The following is a 22,983-nucleotide window of genomic DNA, read 5'->3' as shown; positions in this document are numbered from 1 at the left end:
GTATGTTCGGAATATTTATCAGACGTCCTATTCTGGCAGGTGTGATTTCTGTTGTCATCACCCTGTTAGGCTTATTGGCAATCAATTCGTTGCCAATTACACAGTTCCCGGACATCGTTCCTCCATCCGTTACCGTAACAGCCCGTTATACAGGTGCGAATGCCGATGTTATGGCTAAAACGGTAGCTACCCCATTGGAACGTGCAATCAACGGGGTTCCGGGGATGACTTACATGACATCCGTTTGTACTAACGATGGTATGTCGCTTACCACGATCTACTTCAAGGTCGGAACTGACCCGGATGTGGCTTCCGTAAACGTCCAGAACCGTGTGACTACCGTATTGGACGAGCTGCCGGAAGAAGTTATCCGTGCCGGTGTAATTACCGAAAAAGAAGTAAACAGTATGTTGATGTACCTGAATATTATGAGTTCGGACACCACACATACGGAAAAATTCGTTTACAACTTTGCCGATATCAATATCCTGCGGGAACTGAAACGTATCGACGGGGTCGGTTTTGTTGAAATCATGGGTAGCCGTGACTATGCAATGCGTGTCTGGCTGAATCCCAACAGGCTTGCCGCTTATAACATGTCACCCCAGGAAGTAACGGCAGCTATCCGTTCTCAAAATATCGAAGCTGCACCGGGAAAAACAGGTATCAGTTCCGACAAACTCCCCCAACAGTTACAGTATGTTCTTCAATATAGCGGAAAGTTCAGTACACCGGAAGAATACGGTCAGATTGTACTGAAAGCATTGCCTGACGGTTCTGTCCTCCGCCTGAAAGATGTTGCTACCATCGAATTTGACTCGGAAGACTATAACATGATATCCATGACCGACGGTAAACCATCTGCATCGATCATGATTAAACAGCGTCCGGGTTCCAACGCACGCGAAGTCATTCAGAACATCAAAGTCAAAATGGAAGAAATCAAGGAAAGTAGTTTTGCACCGGGTATGGATTATAATATCTCGTATGACGTATCCCGCTTCCTCGATGCTTCTATCTCTGTGGTACTCCGTACTTTGCTGGAAGCCTTTTTACTGGTATTCATCGTTGTATACCTGTTCCTGCAAGACTTCCGCTCTACATTAATCCCGGCAATCGCAGTACCGGTATCGCTAATCGGTACATTCTTCTTTATGCAAATGCTGGGATTCTCCATCAACATGCTTACTCTTTTCGCTCTGGTGCTTGCAATTGGTATCGTAGTGGATAACGCCATTGTCGTAGTCGAAGCTGTGCATGTAAAAATGCACAATGAGAAACTGCCGCCGGTGAAGGCTACAGAAAAGGCGATTCGTGAAATCGGGGGTGCAATTATTGCTATTACCCTGGTAATGTCTGCCGTATTTATCCCGGTAGGGTTTATGTCCGGTACGGTCGGTATCTTCTACCGCCAGTTCTCCCTTACACTTGCCGTGGCGATTGTTATCTCCGGAGTAAATGCGTTGACACTTTCACCGGCACTATGTGCCCTGTTATTAAAGCCGGTTTCCTACAATAAGAAGAAAAAGAACCTTCTCGAACGTTTCTTCTCCGGATTTAACAAACGGTACGACAAACTGGAACGCCGCTATAAAGTGAACCTGCGATTATTCCTGAACCGCAGGGTACTGACTTATGCGACTTTACTCATTTTTTGCCTTGCTACATGGGGAATGACATTCGTTTTACCTTCCGGTTTTATTCCGAATGAAGACCAGGGGATGATTTATGTAAATGTAGATGCACCTCCCGGGGCTACTTTGGAACGCTCGGAAGCCGCCCTCAACAAGGTACAGGCCGCCTTATTACCCTTGGAAGAGGTGGAAACCATCTCCACCCTTGCCGGGTACAGTCTGATGACTGAAACGGAAGGTGCCAGCTTCGGTATGGGTATGATTAACCTGAAACCCTGGAACGAACGCGAACAGACAGCCGAAGAACTGATGCGTGTATATGCCGAACGTGTCTCACACATCAAAGATGCCGACATTCAGTTCTTCCTCCCTCCTACAGTACCCGGCTTCGGTAATGCCAGCGGTTTCGAACTACGTTTGCAGGACAAAACGGCAGGGACCTTTGCCGAGCTGGATGAAGTGGCAAAAGCCTTTATCGACAAACTGAATGCCGACCCACGGCTGACAGGGGTTGTTTCGGGCTTTAACCCGAACTTCCCCCAGTACCTGCTACGTGTCGACCTCGCTAAAGCGGCAAAATTAGGTATCGATGTGAATGAATCGATGGAGACACTGCAATCTTATGTCGGCAGTTTCTATTCATCTAACTTCGTCCGCTTCGGCCAGATGTATAAAGTGATGCTTCAGGCAGCACCGGAATATCGTATGAATCCGGAAGACTTATTCAACCTGTATGCGAAAAACAAGGAAGGCAATATGGTTCCTTATTCTAATTTCATGACGATGGAGCGTGTATACGGTCCCAGCCAGATAACCCGTTATAACCTGTTCACCTCAGCCATGATTACAGGGGAACCGGCTCCGGGAATCAGTTCGGGAGAAGCACTAACGGCTGTAGAGGAAATCGCTGCAGAAGTCCTGCCTCGCGGATACGATATCGAATGGTCCGGAGTAGCAAGGGAAGAGAAAGAGTCCGGCGGACAAGCACTGGCTATCTTCGCTATCTGTCTGATTTTCGTATATCTGCTACTTGCCGCACAGTATGAAAGCCTGTTCCTGCCTCTTCCTGTTATTCTCTCACTCCCGGCGGGGGTATTCGGTTCTTTCTTCATGCTCTATGCTATCGGACTGGAAAATAATATTTATGCACAGGTGGCATTGGTGATGCTAATCGGTTTGTTAGGAAAGAATGCCATTCTGATTATCGAAGTTGCCAACCAGTGCCGGAAAGAAGGCGTCAGCATTATGGGAGCCGCCATACAAGGGGCAACCAGCCGTCTCCGTCCGATCCTGATGACATCATTCGCTTTCATTAGCGGTTTGATCCCCTTGGCTATTGCCAGTGGAGCGGGTGCTTTGGGTAACCGTTCTATCGGTACGGCTGCCGCAGGCGGTATGTTCATCGGAACCTTTGTCGGCATCTTCCTGATTCCGGGACTCTATGTGATATTCGAATCACTGGCAACCTATCTAAAGAAAAAAAGAGAACAATCAAAAGAAGAAGAATATGTATATTAAGATAAAATATATCGGTATTTACCTGCTGATGCTGTCGGGCATTATCAGTTGTAAAACACCGGAACTGACACAGGATGAACGTATTTCACTTCCCCGGAACAGCGGGGAAGTACACGATACGACTTTTGTCGAACCACTGGCATGGGATGTCTTCCTGCAAGACACTATTTTACAGGGATATATTCAGGCTGCTTTGCAAAACAACCTTTCCTTCCGGCAAAGTATAGAACGTATCAACATGAGCCGGGCAAGCTTGCAACGCGCCAAAGGTTTACTACTACCGGAAATAGGTATCGGCATTAACGCGTCTGTCAACCGTTTTGGCGAATATACAATGGACGGTGTCGGAAACAGTGAAACAAACGTTCCTTCTCTTCCTAAGGAAAAACATATTCCCGATCCTTACCGGAATTTCGCTTTGTCGCTCAATTTCCAGTGGGAAGCGGATATATGGGGTAAACTGACCAGAAAAAAACAGGCAGCCGCAGCCCGGTGGATGGCATCCGTCGAAGCCACCCGCTTTGCCCAATCCCTGTTAATATCCGATCTGGCAACACAATACTATGAATTGATTAGTCTGGATAAACGGGAAGAGGTATTACAAAATGCCTTGAACAGCGCCCGTCGTTCCCATGACCTGACGCAACAGCTAAAAAAGGAAGGAGCGGAAACACAACTGGCAGTAGACCAGTTTCAGGTACGTGTCCTGGCAATCGAAAGCATGCTATTGGAAAACAGGCAGATGATTGGTGAAAAAGAACGGGCAATCTCCTGTTTGCTGGGCGTATTTCCTTCTAAGATTTCCCGGATGTCATTTGACGAACTGCAAAAGCTCCCATTCCCTTTAGCCGAAGGTATTCCCGCTAATTTATTGACTTTACGTCCGGACGTGCGGGCCGCCGAAATGGAACTAATCGCGACAAAAGCCGATGCAATGGCTGCCAAAGCAGCCTTCTATCCTTCGTTGGTATTGGGTGCAAGCGGAGGATTCAATGCTTTCGACATCGGAAAATGGTTTCAATCTCCTGCATCCTTAATCTATGACTTGGCTGCGGGTATTACTGCTCCCATATTCCGCAGGAATGAAATCCGCTCTATGTGGAATGAAGCGAAAGCATCCCAGCGCATCGCCTTGTCTCAATATCATGAAACAGCATTAAATGCCTACACGGAAGTATTGGATTTGTTTTATGCCGGCAAAAGCCAGATGGAACGTGTACGCCTGAAAGATGTGGAAACAGTTGCCCATCAACGGTCGGTAAACAATGCCAGCGAACTTTTCCAACTGAATTATACAGGATTCCTCGAAGTGCTTTCTGCTGAAGAACGGTATCTGGATAGTGAACTGGAACGGATTAACATTGTAACGGATTTATGCCATAAGAAAATCATGTTATACCGGGCATTAGGAGGAGGATGCTAAAAACAGACGAAAAGAACCGTCGAATTGATTAGCTTCTTTTTTAAAATCGACGGCTTCTTTTCCTGATTTCTATACGTATAAATTTTCTTTTGACAATTATCATAATAATGGATGATAACCGTCAAAAATAATTTACATATATATCAAAAGCAAGTTCAACTACTATTGAAATTATTTTTGAAGATAACTCGAATAAATCTATAATTTCAATAAATAAACAGATGGGTGTACAAATATACACGTTATAAAGCAGGAAAACCAGCATTTAACGGGATTTGTAACCGACCAACTTAATAAACCCAAAGAAGCACTATCCGGATTATTCCGCGGACCTTCCCTGAAACGGGAAAAAGCCATCGACGATTCACCTTGCACATCATTACGCAACCAATAACGGTACTATCATCTTATTCGATAAAAAATAGCACATCCAGCGTATACATCATCAAATTTTTCCTATTACCTGACTTGAAAGTAAATATATTCTTATTTTTGCGTTATCGTTTCATAATAAATAATTAGCATGAAAAATAAAATCATTTTCATCACAGGAGCAACCAGCGGTATTGGCGAAGGCTGTGCACGCAAATTTGCAGCAATGGGCTCTGATTTAATATTGAATGGCAGAAATATAGAAAAACTGAATGCACTGAAAACAGAACTCACCGCAAAGGGGACCAATGTGTTAACACTGCCGTTTGATGTACGCGACCGTTCTGCTATGCGCTCTGCTGTGGAGTCTCTGCAAGGTAAATGGAAAAATATAGATGTTTTAATAAATAATGCAGGATTAGTTATAGGCGTCGATAAAGAGTTTGAAGGGAATTTAGACGAATGGGATATTATGCTCGACACCAATATCCGGGCTTTATTATCGATGACTCGCATGATTGTCCCGGGAATGGTGGAACGTGAATGTGGCCATATTATTAATATCGGTTCCATTGCTGGAGATGCCGCTTATCCGGGTGGCAGCGTATATTGTGCAACAAAAGCTGCAGTCAAAGCCCTATCGGATGGTTTACGCATTGATTTGGTTGATACTCCGTTGCGCGTAACAAACATCAAACCCGGTATGGTTGAAACTAATTTCACTGTAGTACGTTACCGTGGTGATAAAGAACGGGCTGATGATTTCTATAAAGGCATCCATCCTTTGAATGGTGATGATATTGCAGAAGTTGTTTATTATGCAGCATCCGCTCCTGCCCATGTACAGATTGCAGAAGTATTGGTAATGCCTACAAATCAAGCAACAGGCACGATTAACTACAAAACGAAGTAATAACCTTACAAATGGCAATTGACAGATAGAGGATATTCGAACAATGGATCGAATCACTTATCTGTCAGTTATCATTTCATGACGATATGGGATTACCTATTTAGTCTTTCAGTTATAACCTATTTGAATAACAACTCTAAAAAACAAACATGACAACAACTTTGGGAAAAACACTGAAGAAATTTATTTATGGAAATATTCCTTATACCTGGTATAAAATATTTGAACCGCAATCTCCTCTGTTAAACTACTATAGATATTTAAAAGAAAACGGATATACTCATTACCCTTATGAATTTGCAGAAAAATATCTACATATGCCTATTGAAATAAAAAAGGATGAAACAAACGGACTTTTTTATGTAAAGCATCGGTTACGTCCTGCTATTATTCATGGAAACAAAATATAAAACAAGAAATTATATAATAAAAAAGACTACCTTAATGTGAGGTAGTCTTTTTTATTATAATGAGAAGGGGTGAAAGATGGGGCTCGAACCCACGACCCTTGGAACCACAATCCAATGCTCTAACCAACTGAGCTACAATCACCATGTAAGTCTTATTGATTTGTTTTCTTTAAGACGGTGCAAAGATATGTATTTTGTTTTAATCTGCAAATATTTCGCACATATTTTTTACTCAATTTTATTCAACAAAATACTCTTCCACATCTATATTGTTAATTCCCAACAACGTACGAACACTCTTCATTTGTTGGTTTATGACTGTATTTTCAAAAAATAAATCGCCACTATCCATTTCAACGGGAGGAAGAGACGGAATAACTCGAATACTTTCTTTTCCTCGTTCATTTCTATAATGCTCAGAATACACCAAAACGTAGCGGGCGGAAGAAATATAACGTTCCAATCTTCTACGACAGAGCACGACTTTCACCATAGCTCCGACCCGGGTATTTTCCCTCCCCATATTGGAAATAAAATTACCTAAAGAATAAACAACAAGTTGTTTATATAATCCTCCCTCCCCTTTTCTTAATTCCATAGGCTGCACAACATGGGGATGGCTGCCCACTACCAAATCCACACCTTGGGCAAAGAGCCAATCGGTCAATTCTTTCTGTTCTTTCGATGGTAATTGGCTGTACTCTATCCCCCAATGCATATTAGCTATAATAAAATCAGGATTAAACAGTTTAGCCTCCGCAATATCCGCTGCCATAATTTTCTTATCTATATAATTAACAGTATAGGGAGACTTAATGCGTATCCCGTTTGTATCATATGTATAATTCAGCATAATGATACGAAAACCATTTTTACGGAGTAGCATTGGATAAGAACGAATACGCTGCTCGTTATCCAGAAATATTCCAGTCGAATGTATCCCCAAAGAATCCAGTATATGAATCGTACGAGCCAACCCTTTCGCCCCTCTATCCAAACAATGATTATTTGCCAATAAGAAAAAATTGAAGCCAGCTTCCTGTAATACCACAGCAAATTCGTCCGGAGCACTAAATGCAGGATAGCCACTGTAAGGTTCGCCACCTAAAGGAACTTCCAGATTAACCACTGACACATCAGCTGTTTTTACCTCTTTTGCAATATTCCGGAAATACCCGTCCAAATCAAAAGATTTATTATCCCGTGTATTGTCTATCTGCACCTGATGCATCATGGCATCTCCGGCAAAAATAACAGTCAAGCTATCTTGTGCAGATAAGCTGAAAGAGAAAAAGAGAAGTAGCAGGGAAGAATAGAGGTACTTCATCATAAAGTAGGAGAAGAAAGGTTATCGATTATTACAAATAACGGAAGTAACTATTTTCCCACTTTATAAGAAAACCATTACTTCCGTTATTAAAAATCAGATTTTATTTATAGATTGCTTTTTTACCGGCAAGAAGGGTATTACGCATCAAAGAAATAATAGTCATAGGACCAACACCACCCGGAACCGGAGTAATGTATGAGCATTTAGGAGCCACCTCATCAAACTTCACATCACCAGTCAGTTTGAAACCACTCTTAGTTACGCTGCTCGGCATACGGGTCGTACCCACATCAACAATCACAGCTCCTTGTTTCACCATATCAGCTTTCAGGAATTCAGGAACCCCCAACGCTACAATAATTATATCAGCACTGAGGCACATTTCTTTCAGATTTTCAGAACGGCTATGGCAAACCGTTACCGTACAATCTCCCGGATACGCTTTCTGCATCATCAAAGTAGCCATCGGTTTACCAACAATGTTGCTACGGCCTAATACCACACAATGTTTACCCCGTGTAGGTATTTCATAACGGCGAAGCAATTCCAGAATACCTGCAGGCGTTGCCGATACAAAACAAGGAAGACCTATAGACATACGTCCTACATTAATAGGATGGAAGCCATCCACATCTTTACGATAATCAATTGCCTCGATTATCTTCTGTTCGGAAATATGCTTAGGAAGCGGCAACTGCACAATAAAACCATCTACATCCGGGTCATTATTCAGTTCATCTACCTTACGGAGAAGTTCCTCTTCCGTCACATCGTCTTCATAACGAATCAAAGAAGATTTAAAACCTATTTCTCCACAAGTCTTCACCTTGCTTGCCACATATGTTTCACTACCACCATCATGCCCTACCAGAATAGCAGCCAAATGAGGAACTTTACCACCGGCAGCTTTAATCTGTGCTACCTCTTCTGCCATTTCCTGCTTCATCTGAGCAGAAACAGCTTTTCCGTCCAATAATTGATAATGTTGTTCTTCCATATATCTTTTTGGTTTTATCTTTTAAGTGAAGGGAATTTCTTTCCACCCGGTTTTGCCGTGGTAAGCATACGCATCATCTTACGGGTTTCATCGAACTGCTTAATCAGCTTATTCACTTCCTGAATAGAAGTACCGCTACCTTTAGCTATGCGCTGACGGCGTGAACCGTTTAAAATTGCAGGATTTGTACGTTCTACCGGAGTCATGGAATAAATAATTGCTTCTATGCTCTTAAAGGCATTATCATCGATATCAATATCCTTCAATGCTTTACCTACACCCGGAATCATGGATGCCAGTTCTTTCAGGTTACCCATTTTCTTAATTTGCTGAATTTGGGAGATGAAGTCATTAAAATCAAACTGATTCTTAGCAATCTTCTTCTGTAAACGTTTAGCTTCTTCTTCATCATACTGTTCCTGTGCACGTTCTACCAAAGAAACAATATCACCCATACCCAGGATACGGTCTGCCATACGTTCGGGATGGAAGATATCCAGTGCATCCATCTTTTCGCCTGTACCGACAAACTTGATTGGTTTATCCACTACAGTACGGATAGAAAGGGCGGCACCACCACGGGTATCACCATCGAGCTTTGTCAGAACAACACCATCGAAATCCAGACGTTCGTTAAATTCCTTAGCCGTATTCACTGCATCTTGTCCGGTCATGGCATCCACTACAAACAAAGTTTCATCCGGTTGGATAGCACTCTTTATAGCTGCTATCTCTTTCATCATTTGCTCATCAATAGCAAGACGGCCTGCCGTATCCACAATTACCACATCATTCCCTTTGGCACGTGCCTCACGGATAGCATTCATGGCTATTTCTACCGGATTTTTATTTTCGAGTTCCATATAAACAGGTACACCTACCTGTTCGCCTACAACACGCAACTGCTCAATAGCAGCCGGACGGTAAACATCACAAGCTACTAATAACGGCTTCTTACTTTTTTTCGTCTTCAGCAAATTGGCCAGCTTACCTGTGAATGTTGTTTTACCGGAACCTTGAAGACCTGACATTAAAATAATAGCCGGATTCCCTTCCAGATTTACATCTGTTGCAGTTCCTCCCATCAAAGTGGCAAGTTCATCATGAACGATCTTCACCATTAATTGACTGGGCTTTACAGAAGTAAGCACATTCTGCCCTAAAGCTTTATCCTTTACTGTATCAGTAAAGCTTTTTGCCACTTTATAATTTACGTCGGCATCGAGTAAAGCTCTGCGCACATCCTTTAATGTTTCCGCAACATTAATCTCAGTAATCTTTCCTTCACCTTTCAACAGTTTAAACGACCTGTCTAACCTTTCGCTTAAATTTTCAAACATAATTCGTATATGTATTTATTTTATCTTCAAATCTATGAATAAGGCGCAAAGGTACAAAAAAGGATGTAAACCTCTAAATCTTTTTATTCTGCCAATTGCCTTTTTTCAAATAAATCATACACAATAATAACAATCCTGTATAATAGATTGCTTCTACCGTAAAACAAATATAAACAGGTTCCTGCAGGCGCATTCCGACCACATAAACATATAAACAATAAAAAACAAGCGTAACAATCTCTATCCACAAGGCAGAACGGGTGTTTCCTGTTCCCGAAACGCCATTAAACACGACATTGCTAACTGCGGCAACCAGCAGGGCTACAGATATAACATAGACCGACGAGACTGAATCTTCCAACAACCGTACTTCATTTGTATAAATGGACAGTATAGTTTCCGGAGAAATACAGACAATGGCAACAAACAATGCCATAATTCCCAACGATAATTTAGATATCTTTGAAATAATAGGAATCACCTGGTTGATGTGTCCCGCTCCAATCGCATTACTTACGAATGTATTTGTCGTGGTTGAGAGGGAATTAATAGGTATCAGCATCACAATATAAACACTGCGTACAATATTGGCTATAGCAAGTTCACGCTGTCCTAACCGCTCTACTGCAACAAAGAACATAAACCAGGTACTCATTGATATAAAATATTGCAACATCATAAATATTGAAATACTTAATACCCGTTTTAGCAAGTTTAAATCAAATGATGTTATCTTGTCCAAGCCATATTTACGCTTGTCGACCGTCAAACGCGTATAAACCAGGAAAAACAAAATAGAAACAGCTTCCGCAATAACCGAAGCAATCGCTGCGCCCTTTATTCCCATCTGAGGGAAACCGCCATAACCGAAAATTAACAGATAGTCCAGTATAATATTGGTTACCGCCATCAGGATTGCATTAATTGTCAGCACTTTTGTTCGCGTTATACCGATAAATAGAGCACGAAACATGACATTAACAAAAGAGAAAAAGAATCCAAATATACGCCAATCCAAAAACTCCTCCGTTGCATGTAAAATCGTATCTGATGAAATCAATACGCGTAATATATCCGCAGCAAAGAGACGGGATAAGATAAACAATGCAGCTGCCAAAATCAACAGAAAAAAGACTCCCTGTATCATTACCGGACCGACTTCTCTATAGTTTCTTTCCCCATTGCGCCGTGCCATTACAATCTGAGAACCGGTACTGAACCCAAACGCTATCGTAAAAGCACAGATATAATATAAGCCTCCCATCGCTGCGGCGCCTAATTCAACTTCTCCTACCCTACCTAAAAAAGCAGTATCTGTTACATTAATAATATTTTGTGCCAGAAGGCTTAAAAAAATCGGATAACTTACATTCCAAATTTGCTTATTGGTATATACCATAAAAATAAGAATTAGGTAAATTTTACTCATAAAAAAAGCCCGTCGCATCGGACAGGCTTTCTATTATTGCTATATTGCACTAATTTTTGCTATCGATGCTTATATCAATTTATTTGTTGCCGTATCAGGAAATACCACGGATGGTTTGAATGTTTTAGCCTCTTCAAAATCCATCAATGCATATGACATTATGATAATAATATCACCCGGCTGGGCTTTACGGGCAGCTGCTCCATTTAAACAAACGACACCAGAGCCACGTTCCCCTTTAATGATATAAGTTTCAAAACGCTCTCCGTTATTGTTGTTTACAATAGCGACCTTCTCGTTGGCGATCAAGTTTGCGGCATCCAGCAAATCCTCATCAACAGTGATACTGCCGATATAATTCAGGTTTGCTTCTGTCACCGTAACACGGTGAATCTTCGATTTAACTACTTCTATTAACATCGTCTTTTCTATAAATTGATTTCCACTCTGCTATTAAGGAAAAAGTAGCAACGTCAGTTTTTTAGTACTTTATGTTATCGATTAAACGAACTTCTCCACAATATACGGTAATACAACCCACCGGATAAGTCGTATCCGACCAGTTATGGATAGACTCCATTGTATTCCCGTCCACTATTTCAAAGTATTCAACACGCATTACGGGGTCGGCATTTATCGTATTTACAACATAATCAATTACCTCCTGTACACTTTTTCCGGCTGCAAAGTTAGTACTTTCTTTTAAGGTACGAGCAATCAGCGGCGCTTTTTGACGCTGTTCGGGGGTTAAACGAACATTCCGGCTACTCAAAGCCAACCCATCTGCTTCGCGAATAATCGGGCAGTCATTGATTGTTACAGAGATATTCAACTGTTTGACCATTGCACGAATCACAGCAATCTGCTGGAAATCTTTTTCTCCGAAATAGGCATTGTCTGGCTCTACGATATAGAATAACCGGCTGACAACCTGGGCTACACCATTGAAGTGCCCCGGACGACGCGCACCTTCCATCACTGCTGAGACTGTGCCAAAATCGAATGTGCGGGTATCCGGCTCCGGATACATCTCTGTTTCAGAAGGAGCAAAGACATAATCACAACCTGCCGGTTCCAAAAGAGCACAATCTTTATCCAATGTGCGAGGATAAGTAACCAAGTCATTTTTATCGTTAAACTGAGTCGGATTAACGAATACACTCACCACACATATATCATTTTCCTCCGCACAACGCCTTACCAAGCTGAGGTGTCCGTTATGCAATGCTCCCATAGTCGGGACAAGACCAATTCTCTTGTTATTCTGCTTTTCTATAGCAAGATAACTTTTTAATTCTTTGATACTGCTTACTATTTTCATCGCTTAGATGCTTATTGACGGTGCAAAGCAACTAAATAATTACCGTAAATGAAAGAATTTTATTATCTTTGTGCCGACTTTATAAAACTAATTTACAGAATGGATGCAAAAAAAATCTTGTTTATAGCCCAAGAAATAACACCCTACCTTCCAGAATCAGAGATTGCAACGATATGCAGAAATTTGCCGCAAGGCATACAAGAGCGTGGTCGTGAAATCAGAACATTCATGCCGAAATTCGGTAGCATTAACGAACGACGCAATCAGTTGCATGAAGTGATCCGCCTTTCTGGTATGAATCTCATCATTGATGACACAGACCATCCGCTTATCATCAAGGTAGCGTCCATTCAAGCTGCTCGTATGCAAATCTATTTCATCGACAATGATGATTTCTTCCAAAGAAAACACACTATAAAAGATGAAAATGATCATGAATACGAAGATAATGACGATCGTTCTATCTTCTATGTAAGAGGTGTTTTGGAGACTGTAAAAAAACTCCGTTGGATTCCGGATGTAATCCATTGTCATGGATGGATGTCTGCATTAACTGCCCTCTACATCAAAAGATTGTATGCTGACGATCCATGTCTTCGAAATGCAAAAATAGTATATTCTATTTATAACGACGACTTTACAACTCCGTTCAGAAAAGAATTTATAAACAAACTGAAGGATGACGGAGCAAAAGATAGTGACCTGAAAAGTATTAAAAACGATACAAGTTTTGTTGGACTAAGCAAACTTGCGATCGACATGTCTGACGGTATAATACAAGGCAGTGAAACTATTAATCAGGATATTCTGGATTATATAGAGACCAAGAAAAATATTAAATTCCTCCCCTATCAATCTCCAGATATTTATATGGACAAATTCAATGAATTTTATGATGTCATATTAGCCTCAAAATAATTTAGAGATGAAAATCAAGCATGTGTTACTTGGATTAAGCTTAGGATTATCAATCTTAAGTGGTTGTGATGATACGCTGCATCAGGTAGGAATGAATACCATGCCTGAATCAGATGGGGTGATTGTCTATGCTGACACTTTCTACATCAAGGGTAGAACAGTTAAAACAGATTCTGTATATGCAAGAACTATTTATGGTTCATTGGGAGAAATTTATGATCCATTATATGGCAATCTAAAGTCTGACTACCTCTGCCAGTTCTACTGCCCGGAAAATTTCAGTTTCAAAAAGACTCCGATAAACGGCAAGGTTGATTCTGTTGAATTCCGGATATTATATAGTAGCTGGGTGGGAGACTCGCTTGCTCCGATGACTGTCCAATTGTACGAGGTAAACAAAGCGCTTCCCAGATATTTTTATACAAATGCCGATCCAAAGGATTATTATAATCCCAACTCCAATTTTGGAGTAAAGTCTTATACTGCTTATGATGTAACTGTTCCTGACTCTGTCAGAAAAGCAGTAGACTCTAATGGAAATTATACATTCCAGCCCAGTGTAAAAATTAAAATGCCATTGGAAATAGGCCAGCGTTTTTACGATCAAACGCAAAATAATCCGGCATCATTTAAAAATCAAGAGGCCTTCAACGAATTCTTTCCCGGTATCTATGTTACAACTACAATGGGTACAGGAAATATCTTGAATATTGATGCTTCCATTATGTCTATCTACTATAAGTATATAGTCAAAGGGTCTGCCGGACAAGATTCAATTGTCAAAACAAACGAATCTTTTAGCGTGACTTCGGAAGTTGTCCAATTAAATCGTATCCAAAATGAGAATTTAGACGAATTACTCAAACCAAGTGACGAGTTTGCTTATATAAAAAGTCCATCAGGCGTATACACGGAGCTAACTATCCCGGCAAAAGAAATTGCCCCGATTATAAAGGGCCGTATTTTAAGCAACCTATCATTCAACCTGAAGGCTGAACCTCAAGAAAAATGGGATTTTGCATTCAAAGCACCAGACAATCTGTTACTATTGCCTAAAGATTCGGTAGACACTTTCTTTAAGGAAAGTAAGGTCGAAAATAACAGGACTTCATATCGTGGACAATACACAACATCAACACGTACTTATACATTCGGTAATCTCTCCAATTTGCTAAAAGATCATATCGAGAAAGCTCCGGAAAAAGATTTAGTCTTGAGTGTTATTCCTGTAGAACGTAAAACATCCACTTCAAGTGACTATTACGGATCATCTACAGAATATACTTCTGCAATCAGTAACTTTCTGAGACCTGCCGGAGTTAAACTTCGCATTGACAAAGATGCTATGGAAATCAGAGTGGTGAGCATAAAGTATAAAGAATAGAATAAATTGATATAATAAAGAAGCACCTGTTTCAATCAAAAACAGGTGCTTCTTTTGTTTAAGGAATTTTACTTGAATTCTAAGAATCAAATAAAAAAGGAGGATATGCTGTTGGTATCCTCCTTATTAAAAGCATTATTATATTACTTCTTTGCTAACTTCTTCTTCAGCTTATCTACTTCTTGCTGTAAACCTTCAATTTCCTCTCCCTGATTTTTAATTGTAGTCAGAAGAGAATTTAATTCTTCATTCTCAATCGTTTCAGGGAATTCTGCATTCACACGAACTATGAAATCAGATAACACATTCATGTAATTATTGAATGCATCATATGGGTTATCGTATGGACTGAAACCTGTACCCATATGCTTAGTACTCATATAGTAGAAATGGTCACTACTCTGTAGATAATACCAGTCCTGACGAATACGGCGGGTTTGGCTCAAACGAACACGTTCGCCTATTTCATTCAACTTATGGAAAGCTTCCTGCTGCAATACATTACCTAACCATGAGCTACAATCCCTTTCTTCATCAACCCATGACATAGGATAAGGTACGGAAATACAGTCTACCGGTTTAATCAGGTTAAATACCTCAGAAGGGGTAGAGAATCCGATTCCTTTATCTGCTGCAAAACGAGGCAATGCTTTGAAGAACTCAAAAATACCTGTTTCTGCCGGATGCAACGAGCCTAATACTTCATAGTTCATGAACAAATTGATAATCTGTTCTGACTCCGGAGTCTCAGCAATCCACGACATAAACTTATCTGCAGTCAAAGGATATTCATTCCAGCTATAATTGCTGAACCGTTCTGACAAATCTTCACTGAAACGGTCATTCTTCAACAATAATTTTAGCTTAGGCTCTACACAAGATGAATATACATAGTTCGGACTTTTCCATCCCAGAATATGCTTAGCACCTTCTGTTAACATGCCTTTATATCCCATCTGATAAACCATTTCCGAAATTTCGTCAGAATAAATCAATTCAGTATTACGGAATACTTTCGGCTTAACTCCAAACAGACTCTTAATCTTATCTTCCTGTTTCTTCACCTGATGCTGAAATTCAGCAGGATCACCTAAAGAGGAAAGAGAATGTGCATAAGTTTCAGCCAAAAATTCAACATTTCCTGTAGCGGCAAGTTCTTTAAAGCTATCAATTACTTCGGGAGCATAAATTTCCATCTGTTCCAAAGCCATACCGGAAATAGAAAATGCCACTTTAAACTTTCCGCCACTTGTTTTTATCATATCCAAAATCACCTTATTGGCTGGAAGATAACAACGTTCGGTAATACGGCGGATAATTTCTTCATTCTGGAAATCATCATAATAATAGTGATCGTTTCCTATATCAAAGAAACGGTATCTTTTCAGGCGGAACGGTTGATGTATCTGAAAATAAAAGCAGATCGTCTTCATAATATCTTGTTTTAATTTTTATCTATTCTATTTATTAATCACCTGGTCGTATATACGGCGAACCTTCTGTCCGGCATATTCCCATTTTATATTATCAACTTCTCTCTTTCCTTCCACTTTCAGGAATTCATGCATAGCCGGATAAGTAATAATTGCATACATGGCATCTGCCAATGCTTCTATATCCCAGTAATCCACTTTTACTGCATAATCCAGGATTTCAGCACAACCGGATTGTTTGGATATAATAGACGGCACGCCACACTGCATGGCTTCCAAAGGAGAAATACCAAATGGCTCGGAAACTGAAGGCATCACGTACACATCACTAGCCTTCAACACTTCATAAACCTGTTTTCCTTTCATAAAACCGGTAAAATGAAAACGATCCGAAATATTACGAGCAGCAGCCAAACGAATCATTTGGTCCATCATATCGCCGCTTCCTGCCATAACAAAACGTGCATGCGGAGCTTTTGCCAATACTTTTGCAGCAGCTTCTACAAAATATTCAGGTCCTTTTTGCATAGTGATGCGTCCAAGGAAAGTAATCACCTTATCTTTCACCCCTTTTTTATCCTGTATGGCCAGAATTTCCGGGCTCATCGGTTCCACGGCATTATGGACGGTCGTCACTTTTGCAGGATCCTGATGATATTTCTCAATCACAGTCTGGCGTGTCAGATTACTAACAGTCATAATATGATCGGCATTGTCCATTCCATTCTTTTCTATTGCATATACATCCGGGTTCACATTTCCACGGCTACGGTCGTAATCGGTTGCATGTACATGGATAACCAATGGTTTCCCACTTACATTTTTAGCGTGAATACCAGCTGGATAAGTCAGCCAGTCGTGAGCATGAATAATATCGTACTGCTCTGTCCGTGCCACAACTCCTGCCACAATAGAATAGTTATTAATCTCTTCCAGCAAATTATCAGGATAACGTCCGGAAAACTCCATACATCCTAAATCATTCACCTTCCTGTAGCTGAAGTCGGCGTAAATATGATCCCGCAAATCATAATATTTCTGCGGATCCATATATTTGGACAGACGTTCTTTCACGTAATCCATATTCACATCACGCCACACTATCGGAACATTACACATTCCTATTATTTTCAGAAAACTCTGGTCTTCATCCCCCCAAGGTTTCGGAATACAAAAAGTTATATCCATATCAGGCTGCATGGCCATACCACGTGTAAGACCAAAACTTGCCGTACCTAAACCTCCTAAAATATGAGGAGGGAATTCCCATCCAAACATCAATGCTTTCATATGGTATTGTTTTATTCGGCGTTATACTTCTTCAACAAATCTACTACACGGAGAATAGCTGCCACATTCATTCCAAATGAAATGGCTCCCCTGCCTATAAACGGAGGATTTCCGTCAAACAATTCCGGTATTGTTCCGATACAATGTAATGACATTTCCTCTTCCATACTTATCAGCATACGTTCGGCAAATGGGACTCCACCTTTTCCGAATACACGGAGATAAGCCTCCAGATAGGCACCCAGCAGCCACGGCCACGCAGTTCCCTGGTGATATGATAAATCCCGTTCATACTGCGGTCCGACATAATAAGGTTTATACCCCTCACTTTTCGGGCTCAAAGAACGCAACCCTTTCGGAGTCAGCAACTCTTTAGTAACAATATCAACTACTGCACGCTTCTGCAGGCGGGTCAATGGAGAATAAGATAAAGCGACTGCAAATATCATATTCGGACGTACACTCCAGTCAACCATAGAACCATTCACTGAGTCGAACAAATAGTTACATCCGTTGATAAATGTTTCGGGGAAAGAAACATCCACAGCTTTGATAATCTTATCATATTTCTCGATAGGCGCTCCACCTGTCAGTTCAGTATAAAAACAAAGTGCATTATACCAAAGAGCATTAAACTCTACAATATAACCAGAACGTGGTACAACCGGTTTACCATTAATTGTAGAATTCATCCAGGTTATGGCTTTATCACGTCCATTAGCAAATAATAAACCATTATCCATCAATTTCATATCCGGATGTTTCTGACCGGAAATATATTCGATAATTTGATAAATAATATCTGCATACAATTCACGTGCACGTTCCAAACCTACACTCTTTGCATATTGTTGGATAGCCCAAATAGCCCATAAACCCACATCTGGATGTTCAATCTCACGAATGACTGAATCAAACCGATTATGCTCCATAAATGCTTTCAAAGCTGGTATTGCTGTATGCATAATCTTCTCAAACCGAACGGGATCGTCTATAGATAGTGTACATCCAGGAAGAGCTATAAATAAATCTCTCGCTCTCACTTTAAACCAAGGATAACCAGCCAGCAGATAGGCATCATCATCTTTCGGACGGAAATAAAGTTGTTGTGCTGAATTCTTCAAACAGTTGAAAAAACTTGTACGTGGTGTACGTACATCTACTTCTGTTTCATACAGGCTTTTCAGACGGGTAGTAGCAACTGCACTATCACCGGCACTAAAGAAAATAGATTCACCTTTTTTAATCGGGACTTCGAAATATCCGGGAACGTACAAGTCTTCCTTATAAGGATAACCTCTCTCCTGCTCTTTTGGATATTCAATACCATTGTACCAATAGGGTTCATATACGAACTTCACCTTTTTACTAAATTGCATATATAACTCAGGATACCCCTGATACATGCAGGTTTTTATACCATTGGTAACTTCCGTATAAGATTGGTTCACATTTCCATTTGCATGAGTTAATTCTTTCACACTGCGAAATGCCAAAAACGGACGAAATCTCAAGGTTGTGGCAGAATGGGCATCTTCCAATGTATACTTAATCATAATACGATTCTCAGCTAAAGAAAAAACCTTTTCTTTTGAGAAAATAACACCTCCCACTCTGTATACAGTACGGGGTACCGTATCGCAACTATATTCCCGGATATATTTATGTCCTTTTGGACTATAATTATTTCCCTGGTACTTATGTAATCCAAGATTAAATTCCGCACCGTGCTGTATCACCGTTTCGTCAAAAGATGACAACAACACATGGTTCTCATCATCCAACTCCGGAACAGGCATAACCAGCAATCCGTGGTATTTTCTTGTATTACAATCAACGACAGTTGTACAATGATAAGCCCCTTTCCGATTGGTACGGAGTACCTCACGAGCTAACGACTCCTCCAGGTTTATCATCACTGTCTTGTCAAATTTAAGATAACTCATATGTATATTTGGTTTTAAGTTTACGATTTAAAACTACAACTATAAAATTGATAGTATATCAAGACCAAATGTATTACTTAAAAAATAAAAAAACAAATTCCCTTTCATATTTATTTAGAATTCACAATAATCAAAAATCTTAATCTTCTTGATAAATAAGATTTTAACAAAAACACATTTTCTACAGCTGTGTTTTCTAACATGTTTATTGATGTTAAAATACTTATCAAAAAAGATAATGACATCATTCTCAGAGTCCGGTATAATGGTAAAATATTTAACCCTCTGATATATTTGCAACAGGAGGGATTGGAAGACAAAGTATTCAACATAGATATCTACATAGTTAAAATATAAGTAATGAAGTCCGCTATAAGAATATTATAGAGCTTAATATGCTAATAATAAGGATGTAATCGAAAGTTACTTATTTTAGGGTACGATGTAGTATTATTAAAATATTCATCGTATTTTTGTCGTTAGGTTTAAAACCTTGTAAATTGTATATTAACAAGATTAATTCTATTTGTAAATGGGAAGAGTATTAGTTATTGGTGCAGGAGGGGTAAGTACCGTTGCTGTTAAGAAGATTGCAATGAATGCAGATGTCTTTACCGATATTATGGTGGCCAGTCGTACAAAAAGCAAGTGCGATAAAATTGCTGCAGATATTACAAATGTAAAGATACAGACAGCTCAGGTAAATGCTGACAATGTAGACGAACTCGTTACTTTGTTCAACTCCTTCAAACCAGATTTGGTTGTAAACCTCGCTTTGCCGTACCAGGACCTCTCCATCATGGACGCCTGTTTAGCTTATGGTGTTAGCTATCTGGATACAGCTAACTATGAGCCGCTGGATGAAGCTAAATATGAATACAGCTGGCAATGGGCTTACAAAGACCGTTTTGAGAAAGCAGGACTGACTGCTATTCTGGGATGTGGTTTCGACCCGGGAGTAACAGGTGTATATACTGCTTATGCAGCTAAACACCATTTTAAAGAAATTCAATATCTGGATATTGTAGATTGTAATGCAGGCGACCATCACAAAGCTTTTGCGACCAACTTCAATCCAGAGATAAATATCCGCGAAATTACACAACGTGGTAAATATTTTGAACACGGAAAATGGATTGAAACAGAGCCGTTGTCTGTACATCAGCCACTAATCTATCCGAATATAGGTCCACGCGAATCCTATTTAATGTATCATGAAGAGTTGGAAAGTCTGACAAAAAATTTCCCAACGATCAAACGTGCCCGTTTCTGGATGACATTCGGACAGGAATATCTGACTCACTTACGTGTAATCCAAAACATCGGTATGTCCCGCATAGACCCCGTTATGTACAACGGACAAGAAATTGTTCCGATACAGTTCCTGAAAGCAGTACTTCCTAATCCGGGAGATTTAGGAGAAAATTATACTGGAGAAACATCTATCGGATGCCGTATCCGTGGTATTGATAAGGAAGGAAAAGATCGTACTTATTACGTGTATAATAACTGTAGCCATGAAGCAGCTTACAAAGAAACCGGTGCACAAGCTGTTAGCTACACCACAGGTGTTCCTGCTATGATTGGTGCGAAACTCTTCATGAAGGGACTTTGGAAAAAAGCAGGCGTCTGGAACGTTGAAGAATTCGATCCGGATCCATTCATGAAGGAACTAAACGAACAAGGCCTGCCTTGGCATGAGCAGTTCGATGTTAATATTGAATTATAATATCAAGCAAAAATAAAAAACATATGGCAATACAAATAGGAGATAAAGCTCCTGAGGTACTTGGGCTTGACCAAAACGGAAAAGAAATAAAATTAAGCGATTTCAAAGGGAAAAAGCTGGCACTTTATTTCTACCCGAAAGACAACACCAGTGGTTGCACAGCCGAAGCTTGTAGTCTACGTGACGGCTATGAAGAATTGAGAGCTGCCGGCTATGAAGTGATTGGTGTAAGCAAGGATAGTGCCAAGTCTCATCAGGGATTTATCGAAAAGCAAAATTTACCTTTCAGCCTTATTGCTGACACTGACACTACTTTGCAGCAAGAGTTCGGGGTATGGGCTGAAAAGAAAATGTACGGACGCTCATACATGGGAACTCTCCGTACAACCTTTATTATTAATGAAGAAGGCATTGTAACTCATATCATTAGTCCCAAAGAGGTAAAGACTAAAGACCATGCAAATCAAATCCTTAAACTATAACAATTAAGATAATGGCAAAAGAAGATAATTTATTTGAAGAAGGTAAGCAACCAGTTGCTGGAAAAGCTGCTGTAAATGCAGACAAACTGAAAGCGCTACGTGCGGCAATGGATAAAATCGAAAAAGATTTCGGCAAAGGGTCCATTATGAAATTAGGTGATGAAAATATTGAAAATATAGAAGTCATTCCTACTGGATCAATAGGACTAAATGCGGCATTAGGCGTAGGAGGTTACCCCAAAGGACGTATCATCGAAATATACGGTCCGGAATCTTCCGGTAAAACTACTTTGGCAATCCATGCGATTGCTGAAGCTCAGAAAATGGGAGGTATTGCTGCTTTTATCGATGCAGAACATGCTTTCGACCGCTTTTATGCAGAAAAGTTAGGTGTTGATGTGGAAAATCTCTGGATTTCACAACCGGATAATGGAGAGCAGGCTCTGGAAATTGCAGACCAGTTAATTCGTTCATCAGCTGTAGACATTGTTGTTATTGATTCTGTTGCAGCCCTGACACCAAAAGCTGAACTGGAAGGAGATATGGGTGATAGTAAAATGGGACTACAAGCTCGTTTGATGTCTCAGGCACTTCGTAAACTGACTGCAGCTATCAATAAAACAAATACCACTTGTATCTTTATCAATCAATTGCGTGATAAGATCGGCGTTATGTTTGGTAACCCGGAAACAACAACTGGAGGTAATGCTCTGAAATTCTATGCTTCCGTACGTTTGGATATCCGTCGTATCGGACAACTAAAAGACGGAGATGAAGTTAAAGGAAATCAGGCTCGCGTTAAAGTTGTAAAAAACAAGGTTGCCCCACCTTTCCGCAAAGCGGAATTTGATATCATGTTTGGCGCAGGGATTTCCCGCTCCGGAGAAATTATAGATTTAGGTACAGAACTGAATATCATTAAAAAAAGCGGTTCATGGTACAGCTATAACGATACAAAATTAGGTCAGGGACGCGATGCAGCAAAACAATGTGTTGCCGACAATCCTGAACTGGCAGAAGAATTATCAGCTTTGATTTTTGAAAAATTGAAATAATTGTATTCGTAAACTCTCATATAAAAACAGCGCGTAGCAAAGCAATAAAATAGCTTGTT

General features: G+C 40.3%; 18 protein-coding genes and 1 tRNA gene. 9 read left to right on the top strand and 10 right to left on the bottom strand.

The window, feature by feature from the left end:
* Nucleotides 1-2: 2 nt before the first annotated feature.
* The 4 genes from ACGE0T_RS03590 (at nucleotide 3) to ACGE0T_RS03575 (ending at nucleotide 6,270) form a co-directional block, all read left to right on the top strand.
* The gene (locus ACGE0T_RS03590) at nucleotides 3-3,152 is read left to right on the top strand and encodes an efflux RND transporter permease subunit (protein WP_459189169.1); all 3,150 of its coding nucleotides are present in this window, start codon (nucleotides 3-5) and stop codon (nucleotides 3,150-3,152) included.
* Nucleotides 3,142-4,575, top strand: coding sequence for an efflux transporter outer membrane subunit (locus tag ACGE0T_RS03585; RefSeq protein ID WP_459189168.1), 1,434 nt, complete (start codon nucleotides 3,142-3,144; stop codon nucleotides 4,573-4,575). The genes ACGE0T_RS03590 and ACGE0T_RS03585 overlap by 11 nt, the downstream gene beginning before the upstream one ends.
* 523 nt (nucleotides 4,576-5,098) lie before the next feature.
* Nucleotides 5,099-5,860 (top strand): SDR family NAD(P)-dependent oxidoreductase, encoded by a 762-nt coding sequence (locus ACGE0T_RS03580; RefSeq protein WP_459189167.1) that lies wholly within the window; start codon nucleotides 5,099-5,101, stop codon nucleotides 5,858-5,860.
* A 149-nt stretch (nucleotides 5,861-6,009) separates the two neighbouring features.
* Nucleotides 6,010-6,270 carry a hypothetical protein gene (locus ACGE0T_RS03575; protein ID WP_459189166.1) on the top strand — a complete coding sequence of 87 codons (261 nt, stop codon included), beginning with the start codon at nucleotides 6,010-6,012 and terminating at the stop codon, nucleotides 6,268-6,270.
* Nucleotides 6,271-6,337: 67 nt separating this feature from the next.
* On the opposite strand, the gene ACGE0T_RS03570 is transcribed toward ACGE0T_RS03575, so the two are convergent.
* The 7 genes from ACGE0T_RS03570 to panC form a co-directional block, all read right to left on the bottom strand.
* Nucleotides 6,338-6,413, bottom strand: a tRNA-His gene (locus tag ACGE0T_RS03570).
* Between the two features lie 95 nt (nucleotides 6,414-6,508).
* On the bottom strand, nucleotides 6,509-7,600 hold the full coding sequence (locus tag ACGE0T_RS03565; RefSeq protein ID WP_459189165.1) for a CapA family protein: 1,092 nt from the start codon (nucleotides 7,598-7,600) through the stop codon (nucleotides 6,509-6,511).
* Nucleotides 7,601-7,700: 100 nt separating this feature from the next.
* Nucleotides 7,701-8,597 carry a bifunctional methylenetetrahydrofolate dehydrogenase/methenyltetrahydrofolate cyclohydrolase FolD gene (gene folD, locus ACGE0T_RS03560; RefSeq protein ID WP_459189164.1) on the bottom strand — a complete coding sequence of 299 codons (897 nt, stop codon included), beginning with the start codon at nucleotides 8,595-8,597 and terminating at the stop codon, nucleotides 7,701-7,703.
* A gap of 14 nt (nucleotides 8,598-8,611) precedes the next feature.
* Complete coding sequence (gene ffh, locus ACGE0T_RS03555; protein ID WP_459189163.1) at nucleotides 8,612-9,937, bottom strand: signal recognition particle protein; 1,326 nt, start codon at nucleotides 9,935-9,937, stop codon at nucleotides 8,612-8,614.
* Between the two features lie 73 nt (nucleotides 9,938-10,010).
* Nucleotides 10,011-11,336 carry an MATE family efflux transporter gene (locus ACGE0T_RS03550; RefSeq protein ID WP_459189162.1) on the bottom strand — a complete coding sequence of 442 codons (1,326 nt, stop codon included), beginning with the start codon at nucleotides 11,334-11,336 and terminating at the stop codon, nucleotides 10,011-10,013.
* A gap of 99 nt (nucleotides 11,337-11,435) precedes the next feature.
* Entirely contained in the window at nucleotides 11,436-11,786 is a 351-nt protein-coding gene (gene panD, locus ACGE0T_RS03545) for an aspartate 1-decarboxylase (RefSeq protein WP_298551446.1), read from the bottom strand.
* A gap of 61 nt (nucleotides 11,787-11,847) precedes the next feature.
* Nucleotides 11,848-12,687, bottom strand: coding sequence for a pantoate--beta-alanine ligase (panC, locus tag ACGE0T_RS03540; protein ID WP_459189161.1), 840 nt, complete (start codon nucleotides 12,685-12,687; stop codon nucleotides 11,848-11,850).
* Between the two features lie 99 nt (nucleotides 12,688-12,786).
* On the opposite strand from panC, the gene ACGE0T_RS03535 reads away from it, so the two are divergent.
* Nucleotides 12,787-13,605 (top strand): glycogen/starch synthase, encoded by an 819-nt coding sequence (locus tag ACGE0T_RS03535; protein ID WP_459190413.1) that lies wholly within the window; start codon nucleotides 12,787-12,789, stop codon nucleotides 13,603-13,605.
* A 7-nt stretch (nucleotides 13,606-13,612) separates the two neighbouring features.
* On the top strand, nucleotides 13,613-14,989 hold the full coding sequence (locus ACGE0T_RS03530; protein ID WP_459189160.1) for a DUF4270 domain-containing protein: 1,377 nt from the start codon (nucleotides 13,613-13,615) through the stop codon (nucleotides 14,987-14,989).
* A gap of 143 nt (nucleotides 14,990-15,132) precedes the next feature.
* On the opposite strand, the gene ACGE0T_RS03525 is transcribed toward ACGE0T_RS03530, so the two are convergent.
* Genes ACGE0T_RS03525 through ACGE0T_RS03515 form a run of 3 tightly spaced genes read right to left on the bottom strand, consistent with a single transcriptional unit; the run spans nucleotide 15,133 to nucleotide 19,658 of the window.
* On the bottom strand, nucleotides 15,133-16,422 hold the full coding sequence (locus ACGE0T_RS03525) for a glycoside hydrolase family 57 protein (RefSeq protein ID WP_459189159.1): 1,290 nt from the start codon (nucleotides 16,420-16,422) through the stop codon (nucleotides 15,133-15,135).
* 27 nt (nucleotides 16,423-16,449) lie between these two features.
* Entirely contained in the window at nucleotides 16,450-17,712 is a 1,263-nt protein-coding gene (locus ACGE0T_RS03520) for a glycosyltransferase (protein WP_459189158.1), read from the bottom strand.
* An 11-nt stretch (nucleotides 17,713-17,723) separates the two neighbouring features.
* On the bottom strand, nucleotides 17,724-19,658 hold the full coding sequence (locus ACGE0T_RS03515) for a glycogen debranching enzyme N-terminal domain-containing protein (RefSeq protein WP_459189157.1): 1,935 nt from the start codon (nucleotides 19,656-19,658) through the stop codon (nucleotides 17,724-17,726).
* Nucleotides 19,659-20,190: 532 nt separating this feature from the next.
* Between ACGE0T_RS03515 and ACGE0T_RS03510 the strand changes: the two genes are divergently transcribed.
* Genes ACGE0T_RS03510 through recA form a run of 3 tightly spaced genes read left to right on the top strand, consistent with a single transcriptional unit; the run spans nucleotide 20,191 to nucleotide 22,924 of the window.
* Nucleotides 20,191-21,387: a saccharopine dehydrogenase family protein gene (locus ACGE0T_RS03510; protein ID WP_459189156.1), complete on the top strand. Its 1,197-nt coding sequence runs from the start codon at nucleotides 20,191-20,193 to the stop codon at nucleotides 21,385-21,387.
* A 23-nt stretch (nucleotides 21,388-21,410) separates the two neighbouring features.
* Nucleotides 21,411-21,869: a thioredoxin-dependent thiol peroxidase gene (gene bcp, locus ACGE0T_RS03505; RefSeq protein WP_459189155.1), complete on the top strand. Its 459-nt coding sequence runs from the start codon at nucleotides 21,411-21,413 to the stop codon at nucleotides 21,867-21,869.
* Nucleotides 21,870-21,880: 11 nt separating this feature from the next.
* Nucleotides 21,881-22,924 (top strand): recombinase RecA, encoded by a 1,044-nt coding sequence (gene recA, locus ACGE0T_RS03500; protein ID WP_459189154.1) that lies wholly within the window; start codon nucleotides 21,881-21,883, stop codon nucleotides 22,922-22,924.
* The last annotated feature ends 59 nt before the right edge of the window (nucleotides 22,925-22,983 follow it).

Source organism: Parabacteroides sp. APC149_11_2_Y6 (assembly GCF_054506995.1).
This window is presented reverse-complemented; position numbering and strand designations above follow the sequence as displayed.